Genomic DNA, 17,137 nt, shown 5'->3' with positions numbered 1-17,137 from the left:
GCAGGCTCCGCGGAGCACCGTGACACAGCAGGAGGGCCGACCCGATGGGTCGGCCCTCCTGCTGTGTGCGGGGTGACCGCTCAGACCCAGCCGGGGTGCTGGCCGGCGAGCATGACCGCGCCGCCCTCGACGCCCTTTGCGCCGGCGACGACGTGCTCGAGCGCATGGCCGGGCTCGGGCAGGGACTCTTCGGCCACCACCTCGCCGATCGCACGGGCGCCGAGGCCGCGCTCGGCGAGCACGGCCAGGACCTGGTCGGCCTGCTCCTGCGCGACCAGGGCGACCATGCCGATGCCCATGTTCAGCGTGCCCTCGAGGTCGAGCTGCGGGACGGAGCCCCACCCGGCGATGCGGGAGAACACGGGGGCCGGCTCCCAGAGAGCGCGGTCCACGCGGGCCGCGAGGCCGTGCGGCATGACCCGGGCGAGGTTCGCGGCGAGCCCGCCGCCGGTGACATGGCTGAGGGCGTGGACCGCGCCGGCGGTGCGGGCGTCGCGCAGCACGGCCAGGAGGTCCGCGGTGTAGATGCGGGTGGGCTCCAGGAGCTCCTCCCCCAGGGTGCGGCCGAAGTCCTCGACGCGCTGCTCGAGGGTGAGCCCGGAGGCGGAGACCACGGCGCGGACCAGCGAGTACCCGTTGGAGTGCAGGCCGGACGCGTCCATGCCGATCACGACGTCGCCCTGGCGCACCCGGTCGGGGCCCAGCAGGTCGTCGGCCTCGACCACGCCGACCGCGGCGCCCGCGACGTCGTAGTCCTCGGGGGACATCAGGCCCGGGTGCTCGGCGGTCTCGCCGCCGACGAGGGCGCAGCCCGCGAGGCGGCATCCCTCGGCGATGCCGCGCACGATGTCGGCGATCCGCTCGGGCACCACGGCGCCGCAGGCGATGTAGTCGGTCATCGCGATCGGCGCCGCGCCGACCACGACGATGTCGTCGACGACCATGCCGACCAGGTCCTGGCCGATCGTGTCGTGCACGTCGAGGGCGCGGGCGATCGCGATCTTCGTGCCCACGCCGTCGGTCGAGGAGGCGAGCAGCGGGCGGCGGTACTCCTTCAGCGCGGAGACGTCGACCAGTCCGGCGAAGGCGCCGATCCCGCCGAGGACGTCGGGGCCGTGCGTCGCCGCGACGGCCTCCTTCATCAGCTCGACGGCACGGTCGCCCGCAGCGGTGTCGACACCGGCGGAGGCGTAGGTGATCGCGTCGCCCGAGGCGGGGCGGGGGGTGGTGTTCATGCGTCCTTCCCGACGGCGGCCGGCTCGCCGGGGCGAGCCGGGAGGATGCCCTGTGCCCGGGCGACGGGCTCCGGCAGGGCGACCGGGTACTTCCCGGAGAAGCAGGCGGTGCACAGCCGCTCCTCGGGCTGGCCGGTGGCGGCGATCATCCCCTCCTCGGAGATGAAGCCGAGGGAGTCCGCGCCGAGCGAGCGGGCGATCTCCTCGATGCCCAGGCCGTTGGCGATGAGCTCGGCCCGGGAGGCGAAGTCGATCCCGTAGAAGCAGGGCCAGCGCACCGGCGGCGAGGAGATCCGCACATGGACCTCGGCGGCGCCGGCCTCGCGCAGCATCCGCACCACGGCGCGCTGCGTGTTCCCGCGCACGATGGAGTCGTCGATGACCACGAGACGCTTGCCCTGGATCACCTCGCGCAGCGGGTTGAGCTTCAGGCGGATGCCGAGCTGGCGGATGGTCTGGGAGGGCTGGATGAAGGTGCGGCCCACGTAGGCGTTCTTGACCATGCCCTGCCCGTAGGGGATCCCGGACTCCTGGGCGTAGCCGATCGCGGCGGGGGTCCCGGACTCGGGGGTGGGGATGACCAGGTCGGCCTCGACGGGGTGCTCGCGGGCGAGCTGGCGGCCCATCTCGGCGCGGGACTCGTTCACGCTGCGCCCGGCGATGCGGGTGTCGGGGCGGGCGAGGTAGACGTACTCGAAGACGCAGCCCTTCGGCTCGGCGGGGACGACCTGCTCGCTGTGAAGGCCCTGCTCGTCGACGATGACCATCTCGCCGGGAGCGACCTCGCGCACGAAGCTCGCGCCGCAGATGTCCAGCGCCGCGGTCTCCGAGGCGATGACCCAGCCGCGCTCGAGCCGGCCCAGCACCAGCGGGCGGATGCCCTGCGGGTCCCGCGCCGCGTACAGCGCGGTCTCGTCCATGAGGGTGAAGCAGTAGGCGCCGCGCAGGCGCGGCATGACGTCACGCAGGGAGTCGGCGAGGGTGCCCTCGGAGTTCAGCAGCGCGGTGACCAGGGCGGTGTCGGTGGTGTTGCCGCGGGCGATCTCGCCGGTGCGGGGCGTGCCCTGCCGCTCGTGGATCAGCTCGAGCAGCTCCTCGGTGTTGACGAGGTTGCCGTTGTGGGCGAGCGCGACGGTGCCCTCGTGCCGGGGGCCGAGGGTGGGCTGGGCGTTGGACCAGACGGACCCGCCGGTGGTCGCGTAGCGGGTGTGCCCGATCGCGATGTGCCCCTGGAGGGTGCCGAGGGAGGCCTCGTCGAAGACCTGGGAGACCAGTCCCATGTCCTTGTAGACCAGGATCTGCGAGCCGTCGGAGGTCGCGATGCCCGCGGACTCCTGGCCGCGGTGCTGCAGCGCGTACAGCCCGTAGTAGGTCAGCTTCGAGACGTCCTCGCCGGGGGCGAAGACGCCGAAGACCCCGCAGGCGTCCTGCGGGCCCTTCTCCCCGGGGAGCAGGTCATGGGAGAGTTTTCCGTCGCCGCGTGCCACCGGTCCATGATGCCACAGCGAGGACCTGCCGCCGCCGTGCGGTCCGTCTCGCGGGCAGGGCGCGCGAGGCAGGGGGTCGGCACCCGCCGGCCGACGCGATCCTCGACGCGGGAGGCCTGCGCTCGACCCCGGGGGCGTGCGCGCGGCCAGGGGACGCGGGCGCTCAGCCGCGGCGGCGGTCCTCGCGGCGGTGGCGGCGCGCGTCGACGAACGAGGCGATGGCGGCGAGCGGGAGCCCGATCACGACCATGGCCAGGATCACGAAGTTCACGACGCCGCGGAGGTCGCCGAATCCGAACAGCGGCACGCTCAGCAGGGCCAGGATCCCGGGCACCAGGAAGCACAGCAGGACCCAGAACCCGAGGGCGGGGGCGCGCCGGCGGCGGACGTACAGCGCGGTGCGCGGGCTCTCGGTCTCCTCTGCCTCCCCGGCCCCGTCGGCGTCGGTCGGGTCGCCGGCGGGGGTCGCGTCGGCGGTGTCCTCCGCGGGGTCCGTGCGGCCCGTCAGGTGCTCGCGGTCCTCGTCCTCGGGACGGGCCTGGGGGTTCTCGGTGGTGTTCACGGTGTTCACAGCTCTCCTGCGGCATCGATCGCCGCGGCGACGATCGCCGGGTCGGTCAGGGTCTCGGGGGCGTCGGGCTCGACGGGCGCACCGGGCCGCCGACGGGCGGAGAGGTGCACGGAGCCGACGCCGGAGCGGCGGACGAGGTCCACGACGTCGGCGGGGCGGACCCCTCCCCCGGCGCAGATCTCGACGAGGTCCTCGGCGGCGTCGACCATCGCGGAGAGGTCGTCGGCGCCGTCGAGGGCCCGAGCCTGCCCTCCCGAGCTGAGAACTCGGTGGATACCGAGGCCGATCGCGGCCTGGACGGCGGCGACGCGGGCCTCGCGCGAGGGCATCGCGTCGACGGCGCGGTGCAGGGTGAGGGTCAGTCCGCGGCCGACGCGCTGGGCGGCGAGGAGGGCGCTGTCGCGCACGGCCTCGAGGGCGGGGAGGTCGAGTTCGCCGGCCTCGGTGAGCACGCCGAGCACGACGCCCGCGGCGCCGGCGTCGACGACGGCGGCCGCCTGGTCCGCCATCCGCTCGATCGCATCGGCGTCGGCCGCGAACTCGGCCGGCCGGCCGAGGAAGTCCGCGCTGCTCGCCCGGGGGCGAATCAGCACGTGCACGTCGAGGTGGGGCTTCGCGTCCCGGGCGGCGACGAGCTCGCGGGCGCGGCGCACGGCCTGCTCGACGAGCTCGGGCGCGGGGGTGGTGCCGCCGAGGTCGAGGTCCTGGCACAGCTCGATACGGTCGGCGCCGGCGAGCGCGGCGACCTCGAGTCCGGCGAGGTCCTCCACGGCGATCACGACGGCGGGGCTCATCGCGTCCCCTCGGCCGTCGGCTCGCCGCGGTCCGGGGCCGACCCGTCGTCGTTCGGCGCCTCGCCGTCGGCGGGCTTCGCACCGGTGCCGCGGGCGGTGCGGACCGAACGTCGCGGGCCGGGCAGGGGCAGCAGCTCGGAGAGGTCGCTGCGCTCGCCCGAGGCGGTGACCCGGCCGTCCGCGACGGCGTCGGCCCAGTTCAGGTCTCCGGTGACGAGAGCGAGCCAGGTCGCGGCGTCGGTCTCGACCACGGCGGGCGGGGTGCCGCGGGTGTGGCGGGTGCCGGCGATGGCCTGGACCGCGGCGTAGGGCGGGACCCGCAGCTCCAAGGCACCGCCGGGATGCTCCTCGGCGAAGAGCTCCAGGGTGTGCCGCACGGCGGGGGCGAGCACCGGGCGGCGCGCGGCCGCGGGATCCGTCGCCCAGGCCGCGAGCGCGGCGCGGCCGGCCTCGGGGTCGGTACGGCGGGTCACCACGTCAGGCCGTCGTCTCCGGCAGGAGGTCGTGCACGGCGATGGTGTCGGCGCGGTCCGGGCCCACGCCGATGGCGCTGATGCGGCAGCCGGCGAGCTCCTCGAGGCGGCGCACGTAGGCCTGCGCGTTCTCGGGCAGCTCCTCGAAGGTGCGCGCCTCGGAGAGGTCCTCGGTCCAGCCGGGCAGGGTCTCGTAGACCGGCACGGCGTGGTGGAACTCGGTCTGGGTCATCGGCATCTCGCGGTGGATCACGCCGTCCACGTCGTAGCCGGTGCAGATCGGGACCTCGTCGATGCCGGTGAGGACGTCGAGCTTGGTGAGCACGATGTCGGTGAAGCCGTTGATGCGCACCGCGTGGCGGATCATCAGCGCGTCGTACCAGCCGCAGCGGCGGGGACGGCCGGTGTTCACGCCCACCTCACCGCCGGTCTTCTGGAGGTACTCGCCCCACTTGTCCTCGAGCTCGGTGGGAAACGGTCCGGCGCCCACGCGGGTGGTGTACGCCTTGACGATCCCGATCACCCGGTCGATGCGGGTGGGGCCGACGCCGGTGCCCGTCACGGCGCCGCCCGCGGTGGGGTTGGAGCTGGTGACGAAGGGGTAGGTGCCGTGGTCGACGTCGAGGAAGGTGGCCTGGCCGCCCTCCATCAGCACGACCTCGCCGCGGTCCAGCGCATCGCCCAGCAGCAGGGTGGTGTCCACGACCATGGGGCGCAGGCGCTCCGCGTAGGAGAGCAGGCCCTCGACGATCTCGTCGACCTCGACGGCGCGGCGGTTGTAGAGCTTGACCAGCAGCTCGTTCTTCTGGCGCAGCGCGCCCTCGACCTTCTGGCGCAGGATCGAGGCGTCGTAGAGGTCCTGCACGCGGATGCCGAGACGGCCCACCTTGTCGATGTAGGCGGGGCCGATGCCGCGCCCGGTGGTGCCGATCGCGCGCTTGCCGAGGAAGCGCTCGGTGACCTTGTCGAGGGTCTGGTGGTAGGGCGCGACGATGTGGGCGTTGGCGCTGATGCGCAGACGGGTGGTGTCCACGCCGCGCGCCTCGAGCATGTCGATCTCCTCGAACAGCGCCTCGAGGTTCACCACGACGCCGTTGCCGATCACAGGGGTGACCTGCGGCGAGAGGATTCCGGCGGGGAGGAGCTTGAGCTCGAACTTCTCGCCGTCGACGACCACGGTGTGGCCGGCGTTGTTGCCCCCGTTGGGCTTGACGACGTAGTCGACGCGCTCTCCGAGCAGGTCGGTGGCCTTGCCCTTCCCCTCGTCGCCCCACTGGGCTCCGACGATCACGACGGCGGGCATGGCGACTCCTGGGAACGATGTTTGGACTTCAGCACAGGTGACCGCGTGCGGTGCACAGGGCCGCGTGGATCCTACCAAGCGCCGTCCTGGAGCACGTCCGAGGGGTGACGGCGGGCGCTGCATCCAGTGGCGCTCAGCCGGCATCCGACCCCGCATGCGGCGACGGCTGCGCACTGGGCGCCACTGAGTGCACACGCACCGCCCGCGCTGTCCGGGCCGGCTCCGATCCTGCCAGGCCAGCGCAGGTCCAGCCGGTCCGGCCGGGCTCGCGCAGGCCCGGGCCGGGAGCCGGCTCAGTCCAGCAGGCTCGGGTCCGCCTCGCGCAGGAAGTCGGTGATGCGGTCGGCTTCGGGCTGGTCGCCGAGACGGCGGGAGACTTCTCCCAGCAGCGCGAGAGCCCGCAGCACGCCGCGGTTGGGGGCGTGGGAGGCGGGGATCGGGCCCTGGCCGCGCCAGCCGTTGCGGCGCAGCGCGTCGAGCCCCCGGTGGTAGCCGGTGCGGGCGCAGGCGTAGGCGGTGATCTCGTCACCGTCGCTCAGCGCGTCCTCGGCGAGGGTGGCCCAGGCCAGAGGGGAGTCCAGATGCCGGGCGACCACCTCGCGCGGCTCGCCCTCGACGAGCTCCTCGGCGACCTGGACGTCGACGAAGTCGTCGGGGAGGCGGGTCTCCGGGATGCCCAGGAGATTCCCGCTGGTGAGGTTATCGGTACGATCAGCCATGCAAGCATCGTAGGCGCAGCCGCCCGATGACCACAGAACAGAGTGAATCGCCCATGTCACACACGCAGGACGGCTCCGAGCTGCTCACCGGGCCCGGAGCCGGTGGGCTGCTCCGCTCGGCCGTCGGCAACTCGGGCGGGGTGCTGCACAGCTGGCAGCTCGACCACGTCGACCACCGCCCCGGCCGCAGCACCAAGGCCCTGTACCGCACCCAGGTCTCCTGGCCCGAGCTGGACGGCCCCCAGGCCCCGGCCCGGGAGGAGCTGTTCGGCGCGAGCGCCCATATCGGGGAGCGCGAGAAGAACCTCTACGTCGCCGAGCAGACCCTGGTGATGACCGACGGGGACATCAACGTCCGCGTGTGGCGCTATCCCCACGATCCGTGGCTGCCGATGCTCCCGCAGGTCTGCTATCCCGACATCGTCGGCCGCACCCTGCACGACCTGGGCGTCTCCCTCGGTCCGGACCCGTCCGAGCCGATCGCGATCGACGTCGTCTCCTACCGTCCCGGCCGGCGCGCCGTGCTGCGCGCCTCCCAGGGCCCCGCGGCCGTGTACCTCAAGGTCATGCAGCCGCACCGCAGCGGCGAGATCGTGGAGCGCCATCAGCGCCTGCTCTCCGCCGGGGTGCCGGTGCCCGAGGTCATCGCGCACCATCAGGGTCTCGTCGTGCTCGCGGAGCTGCCGGGCCGGCCGCTCGCCCGCGCGGTGATCGACGAGGGCGTGGACTCCTGCCGCGCCGAGGACCTGGTCGCGCTGCTGGACCGCCTGCCCGCCTCGATGTACGGCCTGTCGCTGCGGCCGCCGTGGACCGACTCGGTCGAGTTCTACGCGGGGATCGTCGCCTCCGCCGTGCCCGCGCTCGGGCCGCGCCTGGACGCGCTGGTGCGGGAGATCCGCGAGGGCCTGGCCGCGATCGAGCAGCGCATCGACATGCGCCCGCACGACGTCGTCCACGGCGACTTCTACGAGGCGCAGGTGTTCGTCCAGGACGGCAGGGTCGTGGGCCTGCTCGACATCGACACCGTCGGCCCGGGTCGCCGCGCCGACGACCTCGCCTGCCTGCTCGCCCATCTCAGCGTCCTCGCCGACTACGGCAACGCCGGGCGCATCGACCGCGGCATGCAGCAGCGGGTCGAGGACGCGATCCGCACCTGGCACGAGACCTTCCAGGAGCGGGTCGATCCGGTGGAGCTCGCACTGCGCTCCGCCGGGGTCGTGCTCTCGCTCGCGACCGGGCCGCACCGTCAGCAGGAGGCGGCCTGGGAGGCCGCGACCGAGGCGATCGTGCGCGTGGCCGAGGAGTGGGTCGCCGCGGCACGCCACGCGGAGCGGCAGCGGATCGACCGGGCCGCTGCGGCGCAGCCCGCGACGCCCGCTCCCGTCCCGCAGCCAGCCGCCCCGCAGCCGGGTCCGGCCGCCGGGGCGCAGCACGCCGCGCAGTCCCATCCGACGCAGGGGCCGACGGGCGTGCGGCAGGTCCCCGCCCAGGGCGTGCATGTGCCGAGCGGTCCCGGGATCGCTCCCCCGTCGGGCTCCTCGGCGGTCCACCAGTCCGCTCCGCCGCAGCGCTCGGCGCCCTCGCAGTCGGCACCGCAGCAGTCGGCCCAGCACCCGTCGGCCCAGCACGTTTCGGCCCCGCAGCACTCGGCACCGGCGCACCACTCGGCGCCGGCGCACCACTCGGCACCGGCCCAGCACTCGGCACCCCCTCAGCAGTCGGCCGCGCCGCAGTACGTCGCCCCGCCGCAGCAGCACGCCGCCCCTGACCGCTCTGCCCCGCCGCAGCAGTTCGCCGCACCGGTCCAGCAGTCGGCACCGACGCAGCCGGCTCCCCCGCAGGCGGCACCTCAGCAAGCGGCGCCTCAGCAAGCGGCGCCTCAGCAGGCCGCTCCCCCGCAGGCTCCGTCGCAGCCGTCCGCTCCCCCACAGGCTCCTTCACAGCCGTTTGCTCCCCCGCCGGACCGCCCGTCCGAGCCGGTCGACCAGCATCCCGAGGACGACTCCCCCACCCAGGAGCGGAGGATATCCTCGATCCCTCCCCGGTGATCCCCTCGATCCCTCCCCGCTGACCCCGCGCCGGCGGAGCCCGCACCTGTGCCACGATCGAGGGCATGCGTGCAGTGCTCCAGAGAGTCGACGGTGCCCGGGTCGAGGTCGAGGGCGAGGTGATCGGCGAGATCACCGGCGAGGGCCTCGTCGCTCTCGTCGGCGTCACCCATGAGGACGGCCCCGAGCAGGTCGCCACGATCGCCCGGAAGATCTCCGAGCTGCGGATCCTGGACGGCGAGCGCTCGGTGCAGGACACGGGCGCACAGGTGCTCGTGATCTCGCAGTTCACCCTCTACGCCGACGTGCGCAAGGGCCGCCGTCCGTCCTGGAACGGCGCCGCTCCGGCCCCGGTCGCCGAGCCGCTCGTGCAGCAGGTGGTCGACGCGCTGCGCGAGCGCGGGATCACGGTCGCGACGGGCCGCTTCGGCGCCCACATGCGGGTGGGGCTGACGAACGACGGGCCGGTGACGATCCTGCTCGAGGCCTGAGCACCCGAAGCCTCGACCCGAGGGTCAAACGCGCAGCATCCGGTGGAGCTCGGGGACGGTCGCGGCGTAGGGCAGGTCGGCGGCGCGCTCGGCGTCCCCGCCGTAGCCCCAGCCCACCAGCACCGCCTCGAGGCCGTGCACGGCGGCGCCCTCCGCGTCGTGCAGCCGGTCCCCCACCATCACGGCCCCGTCGGCCGCGGAGACGCCGAGCCGCTCGAGGACGCTGGCGATCACCTGCGCCTTGTGGGTGCGGCCCCCGGCGAGATCGGTGCCGCCGATCAGGTCGAGGTCCGCGGCGAGGCCCTGGTGCTCCAGCACCCTGCGCGCGGTGGTCTCGGGCTTGTTGGTCGCGATCGCGACGGTGCGGCCGTCGGCGCGCAGCCCGGAGATCAGCTCCGTCATCCCGGCGTACGGGACGCTGAGCCGGTAGCCCTCGGCGAGGTAGTGGTCGGTGTAGGCCAGGCGCAGCGCCTCGGCCCGCTCGGCGTCCATCCCCAGCTCGGAGCGGAAGGAGTCCACCAGCGGCGGCCCGATGAAGGACTGCAGGCGCTCCGCACCGGGATGCTCCTCGCCGCAGGCGGCGAAGGCCTGCTCGAGGGCGGCGAGGATGCCGGGCGCCGACTCGACGACAGTGCCGTCCAGATCCAGCAGCACGACGGGCACGGAGGTGAGATCACGGGAGGTCACGGCGGTCATGTCCCGACCATATCCAGGAGGCCGGTCGTGGGCGCCGGCGGCCCGAGGCGCGGGCACCGGTCCGATGTCCGCCCAGTGGCCGCCGATGGCCTCCGAATGCACGGCCGGCCTCGGCCCGCGTAGGCTGGGCCCATGACCTACACACTCGTGCTGCTCCGCCACGGCGAGAGCGACTGGAACGCGAAGAACCTGTTCACCGGCTGGGTGGACGTCCCCCTCACCGAGAAGGGACGCCAGGAGGCCACGGAGGGCGGCGATCTCATGAAGGAGGCCGGCATCCTCCCCGATGTCGTGCACACCTCCCTGCAGCGTCGCGCCATCATGACCGCGAACCTCTCCCTGGATGCGGCCGACCGCCATTGGATCCCCGTCAAGCGCGACTGGCGCCTGAACGAGCGCCACTACGGCGCGCTGCAGGGCATGAACAAGTCGGAGATCCGCGAGAAGTACGGCGAGGAGAAGTTCATGGCCTGGCGCCGCTCCTACGACACGCCGCCGCCCGAGATCGAGTTCGGCACCGAGTTCTCCCAGGACCAGGACCCGCAGTACGCCGACCTCGGCGATCAGCTGCCGAAGTCCGAGTGCCTCAAGGACGTCGTCGAGCGCTTCCTCCCCTACTGGGAGGAGGGCATCAAGCCCGATCTCGTCGAGGGGAAGACCGTGCTGATCGCCGCCCACGGCAACTCGCTGCGCGCGCTGGTGAAGTACCTCGACGGCATCTCCGACGAGGAGATCTCCGGCCTGAACATCCCCACCGGCCAGCCGCTGGTCTACGAGCTCGACGAGGACTTCCAGCCCGTCGAGAAGGGCGGCCGGTACCTCGACCCGGTCGCCGCGAAGGCCGCCGCCGAGGCCGTCGCCAACCAGGGCAAGAAGTGATCTGACCTCGCCCGACGAGAACGGCGCCCCTCACCCCCGGGTGAGGGGCGCCGTTCTGTTCCCGGCAAGGGTCGACCGGCTCGAGCCAAGCCGCTGACCTGCACGTCCCTTCCGGCTCGGTCTGTCAATGGGCAGTTCTCCCCTTCCCCCACGGCGTCCGGCGTGCATAGCGTCGAGAGGCCGGGACCTCCGGCAGCCGTGCACCCGAAGTCAACGACGAGGTACTCCTCATGACGACCATCGCACCCGACCGCAGGACGTTCCTGAAGACCCTGGGGGTGACCGCCGCGGCGGGACTCGGCACCCTCGCCGTCGCCCCTCGCGCCTCCGCCGCGCAGACCGTGCTGCCCACCGCCTACCAGCAGCAGCCGAACTTCTTCTACTGCGGGCCCACCGCCGTCGCGATCGCGCTCAGCGCGAAGGTGCAGCCCCCGAGCCTGGACACCCTCGCCGCCGAGCTCGCCACGACGAACAACGGCACGAACTTCGGCGCCGTCTCCCCCGTGCTCACCGCCCGGCTCCCGGGGGCGACCTACCGCGACCAGTGGATGGAGGGCACCTCCGCCTCGCAGGCCGATGCGGATCTGCTGTGGGAGCGGGCCACCACCAATGTCGACGACGGCTTCGCGACCGTGTGCAACTGGTGGGTCGTGGCCGGGGAGTACCCGAACTGGGGCGGGAACACCGGGGACATCTTCCACTTCGTGACGATCGACGGGTACGACGCCGCGCACCGCACGCTGCGGATCGCGGATCCTGCCGGGTCCACCCTCTCCGCCTCCCTGCCCAGCCATCACTGGCTGAGCGTGGAGCAGGTCGCGACCTACTGCGCGGGCCGCGGCTACTTCTGGTGAGGAGCGCCCGCCGCTGAGGCGCGTTGAGCGCACCCGCTCGGCCCTCGAGCCGACGTCGGCACCAAGGGGCGCATCTGTCGTCGGGCCCCGAGCCGGCGACGAGCCCGCGAGGCAGGACCACCGTCGGCCCCGCGGGGCGGAGCACAGATCTCCGCTCCGCGGGGCCGACGGCGTCCGACGGTCCGGCTCAGCGGCGCTTGCGGGTCCCGAACAGGGAGCGGCTGATCTCGCGGCCGAGCACCGTGCCGGCCGAGCGGAGGAAGGACTTCACGGCGGGGTTGCCCATGAACCCCTCGTCCTTCTTCGCGGACTTCTTCGCAGCCGGCTCCGCACCCTTCGCGTCGCCCTTCCCCGCGGCCTCCTTCTCCGCGGCCGCGGCATCCTCGGCCTCCGCGTCGGCCGCGGCGCGCTTCTGGAGGATCTCGTAGGCGGACTCGTTGTCCACCGCCTCCCCGTAGTCCTTCATCAGCGGCGAGGCCGCGGCGGACTCCTTGATGACCTGCTCACCGGCGGGCTCCATCGAGCTCTCCGGGGCGCGCACCGCGGTGATCGCGACCGGCGTCGGGGCGCCGTCCTCGCTCATCACGGTCACGATCGCCTCACCGGTGCCGAGCGCAGGGATGACCTCCTCGAGATCGTGCTCGGAGGTGGGGAAGGTCTTCGCGGTGGCCTTGAGCGCCTTCGCGTCGTCCGGGGTGAAGGCGCGCAGCGCGTGCTGGACCCGGTTGCCGAGCTGGGCGAGGACGTCGACGGGGATGTCCTTCGGGGTCTGGGTGATGAAGAAGATGCCCACGCCCTTGGAGCGGATCAGGCGGACGGTCTGGACCACCTGGTCCAGGAACGCCTTGGAGGCGTCCTTGAACAGCAGGTGCGCCTCGTCGAAGAAGAACACCAGCTTCGGCACCTCGGCATCGCCCACCTCAGGCAGCTCCTGGTACAGCTCTGCGAGCATCCACATCATGAAGGTGGAGAACAGCGCCGGGCGGGAGGCGACCCCGGGCAGCTGGAGGCAGGAGATCATGCCCGCGCCGTCCTTCGTGCGCAGCAGCTGTTGGGTGTCGAAGGCGGGCTCGCCGAAGAAGACGTCCGCGCCGGAGGCCTCGAAGGCGGTGAGGCTGCGCAGGATCACGCCGGCGGTCGCGCTCGAGATCCCGCCGATGCCCTTGAGCTCGTCCTTGCCCTCGTCGGAAGTGAGGAACTGGATCAGCGCGCGCAGGTCCTTGAGGTCCAGCAGCGCCAGGCCCTGGGAGTCCGCGTAGTGGAAGATCAGCCCGAGCGAGGACTCCTGGGTGGGGTTCAGCTCGAGCACCTTCGCCATCAGCACCGGCCCGAAGTCGCTGACGGTGGTGCGGATCGGGACGCCCTCGCCCTGCCCGCCGAGGGTGAAGAACTCCGTGGGCGCCGCCCGGGAGACCCACTCCTGACCGCGGGCGGCGGCGCGCGCGGTGAGCTTCTCGGAGGCGGTGCCGGGCACGGCGATGCCGGAGAGGTCGCCCTTCATGTCGGCGACGAACACGGCGGCGCCGGCGTGGGCGGCCTGCTCGGCGATGACCTGGAGGGTGCGGGTCTTGCCGGTGCCGGTGGCGCCCGCGATCAGGCCGTGACGGTTCAGCATCGAGACGGCGAGGTTCACCGGCACGCTCGGGTCCGGCTCGTCCCCGTCGAGCATCGCGCCGAGGTGGATGCGCGCACCCTCGAAGCCGTAGGCGGTGCGGATCGCCTCGGCCTCGGCCGAGCTCGCGGGCGGCGCGTCGGCGTCGGGCGCGGGAGCGTCCTGGGTCTCGGGCGTGGCGGGATCCTGGTGCGGGCTGGTCATCGTGGCCTCCTCGCCGGCGCACCGGCGCGCTCGTGGTCGGGACGCACCGATCGTAGCGGGAGGTTGGGGCTCACCCGTTACCGTGATCACATGAAGCCACCCCCGCCGGCCGAGATCCGCGCCGAGGACGAGCTCGCCGCCGCGGACGTGTGCGTCATGCTCACCGCCCCCTCCCGCACCGCCCTGCTCGAGAACCTCGGGATCACCGACCAGGACGCCTCCGACCTGCTCCCCCTGCTCGACGCCGCCGCGGCCGACGAGGAGGTGCTCGCCGAGGTGACCGCGGCCGCGAACCGCCTGCGCGCCGCCGCCGGGCTCGAGGTGCCCGAGGTCGACCTCGCCGCCGAGAAGGACCGCCACGATGCGCTCCAGCGGCGTCTCTCCCCCGGGGAGGGCCTGCTCGCGATCCTCGCGCTGCTGGTCTCGACCTCGACGGTGCGCGCCTGGCACACCGCCCGCGGCCTCACGCCCGAGCAGTCCTGGGAGGTGCTCGCCGACCTCGGCCAGCAGATGCGGGTCCACCGCGCCGGCACGGGACGCCTGGGACTCCACCAGCTGAACTGGGTGAGCATGAACTGGGCGGGTCGGCTCGTGCAGCTCGGGCGCCTCCAGTTCGACCTGCACCGCCAGCCCGTCGCCCTGCTCGCGGGCACCAGCTCGACACCGTCGGCCGACGGATCGGCTTCCGCGGCCGACGGGCCGGGCGGGCCGGCGGACGGCCCGGTCGCTCCGGCCGCAGGCCCTGCACCGTCGGCCGACGCCCCCCGCCGCTGGGTGCTCGGCACCCACATCCCGGCGCGCGGCCCGCTGGATCCCGCGGAGGTCGACGCCTCCTTCGACGCCGCGACCGCGTACTTCACGGAGCACTACGTGGAGCTCGGCGAGGGGCGCGGCGTGGAGGAGCCCGCGTTCGGCCACGAGTTCGTCTGCGACTCGTGGCTGCTGAGCGACCAGCTCGCCGAGATCACGGGAGAGGGCTCGAACCTCGCCCGCTTCGCCGCGCGCTGGGAGATGCTCGAGCGCTCCCGGATGGACGACGGAGCGCTCTTCTTCGTGTTCGGGCAACGGCCCCCGGTCGACGTCGCCGCGCTCCCCCGCACCTCACGCCTCGAGCGCGGGGTCGCCGAGCGCCTCGAGGACGGGCGCGGCTGGACCGGCGGACTCGGCCGCATGCTCCGCTGAGCCCTGCCCACCTCAGCCCGGGCTCGCGCGGCCTCCGGCTCAGATCTCGGTGCCCGACCCGTCGTAGAGAGTGAGCACCTGGTCGAAGGCGCGGACCGGGTCGATGCCGCGCCGCATAGAGATCGCGAACGCGCTGCGAGTCAGGGCGAAGCTCACCTGCACCAGGATCACCGCATGATCGCGGGCGAACTCGCCCTCGAGCGCCTCGGCGAGCTCCTCGACCAGCTCGGTCTGCATCGCCTGGAGGTTTCCGCTGGAGACCAGGTGCAGGCTCGGCTCCTGCTCCATGACCTGCTTCTTCAGCTCGCGCAGACCGCGGTCGACGGGGACGTTCGCAATCGCTTCGCGCATCATCGAGCGCATCGCCTCACGCGCCGGCATGACCAGGAGCTTCTCCCGCAACGAGGCGATTGCCTGTGCACCCTCCCCGCCGTTGATCCCGAGGATCGCGGACTCCTTGGTCACCCAGTGGTTGAAGAAGGTGCGGGTGGAGACCCCGGCGCGCTCGGCGATCATCTGCGCCGTGACCGCCGAGAGTCCGTGCTCGACCACCAGCTCGAGGGCGGCGCGGTGCATCGCCATGCGGGTCTGGCGCTTCTTCTGCTCCCGCAGGCCGAGCTCCTCCGAGCCCGCGGGGTCATGGTCATCGGTCGTCTGCGCGGAAATCACGCCCCCATCCTAGGTCCGACACATCACAAAATCTGCACTCGATGCAATAGTGCAGTCAGTGCAACAGTTCTGTAGTGTGTGCGAGTCACAGCCCGATGGGGTGCTGCGGCCGCCTCCCCACCGCACACACCCGAGGACCTCATGACTGCATCCACCACCCGGGCACCGCAGCCGGCCGCTGCGGAGCCCGCCGCCTTCACCGGCCTCGACCGCCAGGGCAAGCTCGTCTTCGTCGGGCTCATGCTCGGCATGTTCGTCGCCTCCCTCTCCCAGACCGTCGTCGGCCCCGCCATGCCGCGCATCGTCGCCGAGCTCGGCGGCGTGGAGCACTACAACTGGATCGCGACCGCCGCGATGCTCGTCTCCGCCGTCGCGGTCCCCGTCGTCGGCAAGCTCTCCGACCTCTACGGTCGCCGCTGGTTCTACCTCGGCGGCCTCGCCGTGTTCATGATCGGCTCCGTGCTGGCCGGCCTCGCCCAGGGATTCTGGTTCCTGGTCTTCGCCCGCGCCGTGCAGGGCCTGGGCATGGGCACCCTGATGCCGCTGAGCCAGACCATCATCGGCGACATCATCCCGCCCCGTCAGCGCGGCAAGTACCAGGGCATCATGGGCGCCGTCTTCGGCGTCACCTCGGTCGCCGGCCCGCTGATCGGCGGTGCGATCACCGACCACCTGGGCTGGCGCTGGGCCTTCTTCCTGACCCTCCCGATCGGTGTGGTCGCCTTCGCCTTCATCCTGCGCTTCCTCCACCTGGAGAAGGCCCAGCAGCACGGCAGGGTCGACCACTGGGGCATCCTCACCCTCACCCCCGGGCTCGTGCTCGCGCTGCTGGCCACCACCTGGGGCGGCGGCGACTACGAGTGGACCTCCCCCGTGATCCTGGGGATGTACGCGGTCGCCGCGCTGTTCCTCATCGCGTTCGTGGTGATCGAGACCCGGGTCGAGGAGCCGCTGCTGCCCCTGCACCTGCTGCTGCGCCCGATCGTTGCGCTGTCGGTCGCGGCCTCCTTCGCGATCGCGGTGGCGATGTTCGGCGCGATCATCTACATCCCGGTCTACGCGCAGGGCGTCATGGGCGTCTCCGCGACGAACTCCGGCATGATCCTCGTGCCGCAGTCGCTCGCGATGATCCTCACCTCGATCCTCGTGGGCCTGCTGATCTCGCGCACCGGCCGCTACCGCCCCTTCCTCATCCTGGGCGGCGTGGTGATGGTCGCGGGCTACCTGCTCCTGGCGAACCTCTCCTACGGGGACTCGCAGTGGCACCTGACCCTCGCGATGATCGTGATCGGCCTGGGGCTCGGCCTGTCGATGCAGGTCTACACGCTGGTCGTGCAGAACGCCGTCTCCCGCCGCGAGCTCGGCACCGCGACCGCCGCGATCCAGTTCTTCCGCAACATCGGCTCGACGGTGGGCACCGCCGTGCTCGGCACCGTGATGACCGCCTCGATGTCCACCGCGATCCCCGAGAAGATCGCGGCCCTGCCGCCCGAGCAGCTCGCCGCGCTGCAGAGCACGGGCGGCGCGGTCGACACCAGCACCCTCGAGAACGCGGTGCTGGACCCCTCCGCCCTCGCGAAGCTGCCCGAGTTCCTCGTGGACCCGGTGCGCAGCGGCCTGAGCGATGCGATGCACGACGTGTTCCTCACCGCGGTGCCCTTCGCGGTCCTCGCGCTGGTGCTCTCGCTGTTCATCAAGCACGTGCCGCTGCGCGAGACCGTCGAGACCGCCGAGGAGCAGGTCGCACAGCCCGGCCTCGACGCGGCCGCGGAACTCAGCGGCACCGGCTCCGAGCCGGAGGACCTCCACCCCCGCACCGGGCCGATCCCGGTCGTGGACCCCGAGGCCGACGCCGACGCGAGCGCGGGCCGGCGCCCCGTCGAGGACGGACGCGACCGGGTGACCACCGACCGCTGACCC

At 72.8% G+C, this 17,137-nt stretch carries 16 protein-coding genes; 6 read left to right on the top strand and 10 right to left on the bottom strand.

Annotation, left to right across the window (positions count from 1 at the left end; all coding sequences use genetic code 11):
- Nucleotides 1–80: 80 nt before the first annotated feature.
- The 7 genes from purM to A4A78_RS10290 all read right to left on the bottom strand — a co-directional run bounded on the left by purM (nucleotide 81) and on the right by A4A78_RS10290 (nucleotide 6,582).
- The gene (gene purM / locus A4A78_RS10320; RefSeq protein ID WP_062948937.1) at nucleotides 81–1,235 is read right to left on the bottom strand and encodes a phosphoribosylformylglycinamidine cyclo-ligase; all 1,155 of its coding nucleotides are present in this window, start codon (nucleotides 1,233–1,235) and stop codon (nucleotides 81–83) included.
- Nucleotides 1,232–2,722 carry an amidophosphoribosyltransferase gene (purF, locus tag A4A78_RS10315; RefSeq protein WP_062948935.1) on the bottom strand — a complete coding sequence of 497 codons (1,491 nt, stop codon included), beginning with the start codon at nucleotides 2,720–2,722 and terminating at the stop codon, nucleotides 1,232–1,234. The genes purM and purF overlap by 4 nt, the downstream gene beginning before the upstream one ends.
- A 163-nt stretch (nucleotides 2,723–2,885) precedes the next feature.
- The gene (locus A4A78_RS10310) at nucleotides 2,886–3,293 is read right to left on the bottom strand and encodes a hypothetical protein (protein ID WP_062948933.1); all 408 of its coding nucleotides are present in this window, start codon (nucleotides 3,291–3,293) and stop codon (nucleotides 2,886–2,888) included.
- Nucleotides 3,290–4,087: a copper homeostasis protein CutC gene (locus A4A78_RS10305; protein ID WP_062948931.1), complete on the bottom strand. Its 798-nt coding sequence runs from the start codon at nucleotides 4,085–4,087 to the stop codon at nucleotides 3,290–3,292. Before A4A78_RS10305 ends, A4A78_RS10310 begins: the two co-directional genes overlap by 4 nt.
- The gene (locus A4A78_RS10300) at nucleotides 4,084–4,560 is read right to left on the bottom strand and encodes a sterol carrier family protein (protein ID WP_369816749.1); all 477 of its coding nucleotides are present in this window, start codon (nucleotides 4,558–4,560) and stop codon (nucleotides 4,084–4,086) included. Before A4A78_RS10300 ends, A4A78_RS10305 begins: the two co-directional genes overlap by 4 nt.
- 4 nt (nucleotides 4,561–4,564) lie before the next feature.
- Nucleotides 4,565–5,863 (bottom strand): adenylosuccinate synthase, encoded by a 1,299-nt coding sequence (locus tag A4A78_RS10295; protein ID WP_062948927.1) that lies wholly within the window; start codon nucleotides 5,861–5,863, stop codon nucleotides 4,565–4,567.
- A gap of 293 nt (nucleotides 5,864–6,156) precedes the next feature.
- Entirely contained in the window at nucleotides 6,157–6,582 is a 426-nt protein-coding gene (locus A4A78_RS10290) for a DUF3151 domain-containing protein (RefSeq protein WP_010551222.1), read from the bottom strand.
- A 53-nt stretch (nucleotides 6,583–6,635) separates the two neighbouring features.
- On the opposite strand from A4A78_RS10290, the gene A4A78_RS10285 reads away from it, so the two are divergent.
- Nucleotides 6,636–8,630, top strand: a complete 1,995-nt coding sequence (locus A4A78_RS10285; RefSeq protein WP_062948925.1) for a phosphotransferase — start codon at nucleotides 6,636–6,638, stop codon at nucleotides 8,628–8,630.
- 65 nt (nucleotides 8,631–8,695) lie between these two features.
- Entirely contained in the window at nucleotides 8,696–9,121 is a 426-nt protein-coding gene (gene dtd / locus A4A78_RS10280; protein WP_062948923.1) for a D-aminoacyl-tRNA deacylase, read from the top strand.
- 24 nt (nucleotides 9,122–9,145) lie between these two features.
- Here the strand turns inward: dtd and A4A78_RS10275 are convergent, their stop codons facing one another.
- Complete coding sequence (locus tag A4A78_RS10275) at nucleotides 9,146–9,817, bottom strand: HAD hydrolase-like protein (protein ID WP_062948921.1); 672 nt, start codon at nucleotides 9,815–9,817, stop codon at nucleotides 9,146–9,148.
- 132 nt (nucleotides 9,818–9,949) lie between these two features.
- Here A4A78_RS10275 and A4A78_RS10270 point away from each other — a divergent pair, with 132 nt between their 5' ends.
- Both A4A78_RS10270 and A4A78_RS10265 read left to right on the top strand, forming a co-directional pair.
- Complete coding sequence (locus A4A78_RS10270; RefSeq protein ID WP_053917896.1) at nucleotides 9,950–10,696, top strand: phosphoglyceromutase; 747 nt, start codon at nucleotides 9,950–9,952, stop codon at nucleotides 10,694–10,696.
- Between the two features lie 230 nt (nucleotides 10,697–10,926).
- Nucleotides 10,927–11,550: a C39 family peptidase gene (locus tag A4A78_RS10265; RefSeq protein ID WP_062948919.1), complete on the top strand. Its 624-nt coding sequence runs from the start codon at nucleotides 10,927–10,929 to the stop codon at nucleotides 11,548–11,550.
- A gap of 187 nt (nucleotides 11,551–11,737) precedes the next feature.
- On the opposite strand, the gene A4A78_RS10260 is transcribed toward A4A78_RS10265, so the two are convergent.
- Complete coding sequence (locus A4A78_RS10260; RefSeq protein WP_062948915.1) at nucleotides 11,738–13,366, bottom strand: helicase HerA-like domain-containing protein; 1,629 nt, start codon at nucleotides 13,364–13,366, stop codon at nucleotides 11,738–11,740.
- A 90-nt stretch (nucleotides 13,367–13,456) separates the two neighbouring features.
- Between A4A78_RS10260 and A4A78_RS10255 the strand changes: the two genes are divergently transcribed.
- Complete coding sequence (locus tag A4A78_RS10255) at nucleotides 13,457–14,548, top strand: acyltransferase domain-containing protein (protein WP_062948913.1); 1,092 nt, start codon at nucleotides 13,457–13,459, stop codon at nucleotides 14,546–14,548.
- A gap of 39 nt (nucleotides 14,549–14,587) precedes the next feature.
- Here the strand turns inward: A4A78_RS10255 and A4A78_RS10250 are convergent, their stop codons facing one another.
- Complete coding sequence (locus A4A78_RS10250; protein ID WP_062948911.1) at nucleotides 14,588–15,217, bottom strand: TetR/AcrR family transcriptional regulator; 630 nt, start codon at nucleotides 15,215–15,217, stop codon at nucleotides 14,588–14,590.
- Between the two features lie 141 nt (nucleotides 15,218–15,358).
- Here A4A78_RS10250 and A4A78_RS10245 point away from each other — a divergent pair, with 141 nt between their 5' ends.
- Complete coding sequence (locus A4A78_RS10245) at nucleotides 15,359–17,134, top strand: MDR family MFS transporter (protein WP_062948909.1); 1,776 nt, start codon at nucleotides 15,359–15,361, stop codon at nucleotides 17,132–17,134.
- Nucleotides 17,135–17,137: the final 3 nt, after the last annotated feature.

The organism is Brachybacterium sp. sponge (assembly GCF_001613775.1).
Taxonomy (GTDB): Bacteria; Actinomycetota; Actinomycetes; order Actinomycetales; family Dermabacteraceae; genus Brachybacterium; species Brachybacterium conglomeratum.
Note: the sequence above shows the minus strand (reverse complement) of the source record. Positions and strands in the feature narration are given on the sequence as shown.

What these genes read in the sequence shown, in the direction of transcription:
- purM (WP_062948937.1), bottom strand. Translation starts at nt 1,235, where the DNA reads ATGAACACCACCCCCCGCCCCGCCTCGGGCGACGCGATCACCTACGCC.
- A4A78_RS10305 (WP_062948931.1), bottom strand. Translation starts at nt 4,087, where the DNA reads ATGAGCCCCGCCGTCGTGATCGCCGTGGAGGACCTCGCCGGACTCGAG.
- A4A78_RS10295 (WP_062948927.1), bottom strand. Translation starts at nt 5,863, where the DNA reads ATGCCCGCCGTCGTGATCGTCGGAGCCCAGTGGGGCGACGAGGGGAAG.
- A4A78_RS10290 (WP_010551222.1), bottom strand. Translation starts at nt 6,582, where the DNA reads ATGGCTGATCGTACCGATAACCTCACCAGCGGGAATCTCCTGGGCATC.
- A4A78_RS10285 (WP_062948925.1), top strand. Translation starts at nt 6,636, where the DNA reads ATGTCACACACGCAGGACGGCTCCGAGCTGCTCACCGGGCCCGGAGCC.
- dtd (WP_062948923.1), top strand. Translation starts at nt 8,696, where the DNA reads ATGCGTGCAGTGCTCCAGAGAGTCGACGGTGCCCGGGTCGAGGTCGAG.
- A4A78_RS10275 (WP_062948921.1), bottom strand. Translation starts at nt 9,817, where the DNA reads ATGACCGCCGTGACCTCCCGTGATCTCACCTCCGTGCCCGTCGTGCTG.
- A4A78_RS10270 (WP_053917896.1), top strand. Translation starts at nt 9,950, where the DNA reads ATGACCTACACACTCGTGCTGCTCCGCCACGGCGAGAGCGACTGGAAC.
- A4A78_RS10265 (WP_062948919.1), top strand. Translation starts at nt 10,927, where the DNA reads ATGACGACCATCGCACCCGACCGCAGGACGTTCCTGAAGACCCTGGGG.
- A4A78_RS10260 (WP_062948915.1), bottom strand. Translation starts at nt 13,366, where the DNA reads ATGACCAGCCCGCACCAGGATCCCGCCACGCCCGAGACCCAGGACGCT.
- A4A78_RS10255 (WP_062948913.1), top strand. Translation starts at nt 13,457, where the DNA reads ATGAAGCCACCCCCGCCGGCCGAGATCCGCGCCGAGGACGAGCTCGCC.
- A4A78_RS10245 (WP_062948909.1), top strand. Translation starts at nt 15,359, where the DNA reads ATGACTGCATCCACCACCCGGGCACCGCAGCCGGCCGCTGCGGAGCCC.